A 2616-nucleotide genomic window follows, 5' to 3' on the forward strand; every position below is an offset into this window, starting at 1 on the left:
ACTTAAAGGTATTCTATATGACGCTCCAAATTTAGATTTGATAGATGAATATAAAATCCGACTTTCTCAACTAAATATTTCAGAAAGTTTTAATATCTCTTTTGTTTTAATATGTAAAAATGAGGAAAGATGTATTGCACGATGCTTAGAGAATATTAAAAAAGAAAAAGATAGTAATGACGAAATTGTAGTTATTGATAGTGGATCTACAGATCGCACGGTTGAAATTATAAGAGAAAATTATTCATTTGTAAAACTAATTAATACAGAGTGGAAAGATGATTTTTCTGCTCTTAGGAATTATGGTATTGGATTATCAAAATACGATTGGATTTTTTTTGTCGATGCAGATGAGATTATAGTTGAAGGTTCTGTATCAAATCTCAAAAAATATCTTAGTATAATTGAGTGGTATAGATTCGATAAAATAATATGTTCACCAACAATTAACAATAATAATAATCAAATTGTTCAAGGAGTAAGAAGAATCTTAAAAAAAACTTCAGGTATAAAATTCTTTGGCTGCATTCATGAAGAACCAAGAGATTTATCTAATTTACTAACAAGTGAAGTCTCTAATATATCTTTTAATAATATTATTTTAATGCATGATGGATATGATAAAGATGTTATGGAGAAAAAGAATAAAATTCAACGTAATATTACTTTATTAAAAAAAATGTTAAATATAGAACCCCAACATCCAAGATGGAAGTATTTTTATTGTAGAGATGGAAAATCAATTATATCTATAAATGAGTATGAACAATATTTATTAGAGGTTGTTAATCTTGCTGCTAATAATCAACATTATCATTTCTATGAAATAAGAGCAATTAGTAATTTAATCGAATATTATTGTGAAATGGGAGATATAGAAAAAGCGCATAATATGCTTGGACAACTTAAAATGATATGTCCAGATCTAAGCGATGTTTTATATTTTGATGCATTAGTATCGATTGGTAGTATGAAGAATGCCACTTATTTATTACTTGATCGCTTGTGTAAATTTAGTAGTGAACATACGGAAATAGAATATGGAAGTATTAATTCTTATTTATATCATATTGATTATATCACTGCAATTGTGTTTTTTGAAACGGGCGAATATAAAAAATGCTTTAGTATACTCAAAAAGTTGGAAGCAGTTGGGTTTGGTAATTATTCTAAAACTTATTTTGAGCTTTATGAATCTTTAAGATTATATTATGAAAAATGAAGGTTATAGTAGAAGACTTTTATTCATAGATCATTTTCACAGTGAAAAAACTTCTATATCCTAAAAATTAGTAAGGGAGATGGTTTTTATGATTGAATAGAATGTTGTTCTGTATAAACAACAATATTAAATAAATAGAAAAAGGAGAATAAGCAATGAAAAGATTGAGTAATGAAGAGATCAGAAATTATACCAAAGATGGTAAAGGAAAGACTGGATGTAAATATTGGGTATCAATGTGTGTTGCTGGTGCGGTAACTGGATTTGACTGTGGAACCTGCGATTGGATTTATAAGTATTGTGGTTACAAAGGCGGAGATCCGGGATCCACTTGTGGGACCTGTACTTGCCATTAAATCTATAATTGTCAAAATAACTGCTATAGTTATATGATAATATAATTAGAAAGAGGAGTATTGTGTGGAGAATTTTTTATTTTCAGTAACAATGCTCCTCTCTTTGCTTATGTTTTATTAATTGAAAAGAGTCTTAATTTGAATGAAATACATGACTTTATAGGGAGGAGTTACAATGATACTGAAACAATACCCCTTTATTAATCAATTAGAAAGTACTGATTGTGGACCTGCATGTGCTGCCATGCTAGTTAAAAAACTGACTGGGATATTAATTCCTATGGGAGAAATTGGGCATATCATATATACTAACGAGCATGGTAGTAATTTTTTAGGTATAAAAAAAGGATTAGAGACTCTAGGTATATTTGGGGAGGTCTCAGAATGTAAAAAAGACAAAAATGAATTTTATGAAATGAGTTTTCCTGTAATAACGCAAATATATAAAGATGAAGATTTTCATTTTATTGTAATTTATAAATTTTGTCACGATCGTTTATTGATTGCAGATCCTTTAGCAAGACAAAAACAATGGATTAGAATTAAAGATTTTATAAAAGAATGGGTACCATATGTTTATGAAAGCAAAATTGATGAAGTGACGGAAAGGCTGGAGTATTACTCAAAAAAAAAATATCATAGTAATCTTTTTGTTGAGCTTTGGAGATATCGATGTCTTATAATAATATCATGGTTGATTTCATTAATTATATATGCACTTGGAATTTTGTTTGTTGGGATGTATTCGACTTTTTATGACATTATCATACCTAACAAGGTGACCACACTCATTATGAGTGTATCTTTATTTTATACAATATTAATAATAATTCAGATTTTACTGGCACTAATTAATGTCAAAATACTAATGAGAATAAGTAATGGAATTGACAAATTACTTACAGAGAAGCTCTTACGCAGTTTCTTTTCTAAAAATTATGAGGTTATAGAAAGTTATAAAGGCGGAGAATTAATTACGAGATTTCGCAATATATCACAAATAAGAGGTCGTATTGTATATATAATACAATCACTTCC

Annotated in this window: 3 protein-coding genes; all 3 read left to right on the top strand. The window is 28.1% G+C overall.

Annotated elements, in window-relative coordinates:
- On the top strand, positions 1 to 1222 hold a 1222-nt coding region (locus tag V7D18_RS05090; RefSeq protein ID WP_426152084.1), incomplete at its 5' end, for a glycosyltransferase.
- Between the two features lie 155 nt (positions 1223 to 1377).
- Positions 1378 to 1578 carry a glycocin F family RiPP peptide gene (gccF, locus tag V7D18_RS05095; protein WP_426152086.1) on the top strand — a complete coding sequence of 67 codons (201 nt, stop codon included), beginning with the start codon at positions 1378 to 1380 and terminating at the stop codon, positions 1576 to 1578.
- 175 nt (positions 1579 to 1753) lie between these two features.
- A partial coding sequence (locus tag V7D18_RS05100; protein ID WP_426152088.1) for a cysteine peptidase family C39 domain-containing protein occupies positions 1754 to 2616 on the top strand: 863 nt, incomplete at its 3' end.

This window comes from Lacrimispora sp. 38-1, from assembly GCF_049890855.1.
Lineage (GTDB): Bacteria > Bacillota > Clostridia > Lachnospirales > Lachnospiraceae > Lacrimispora.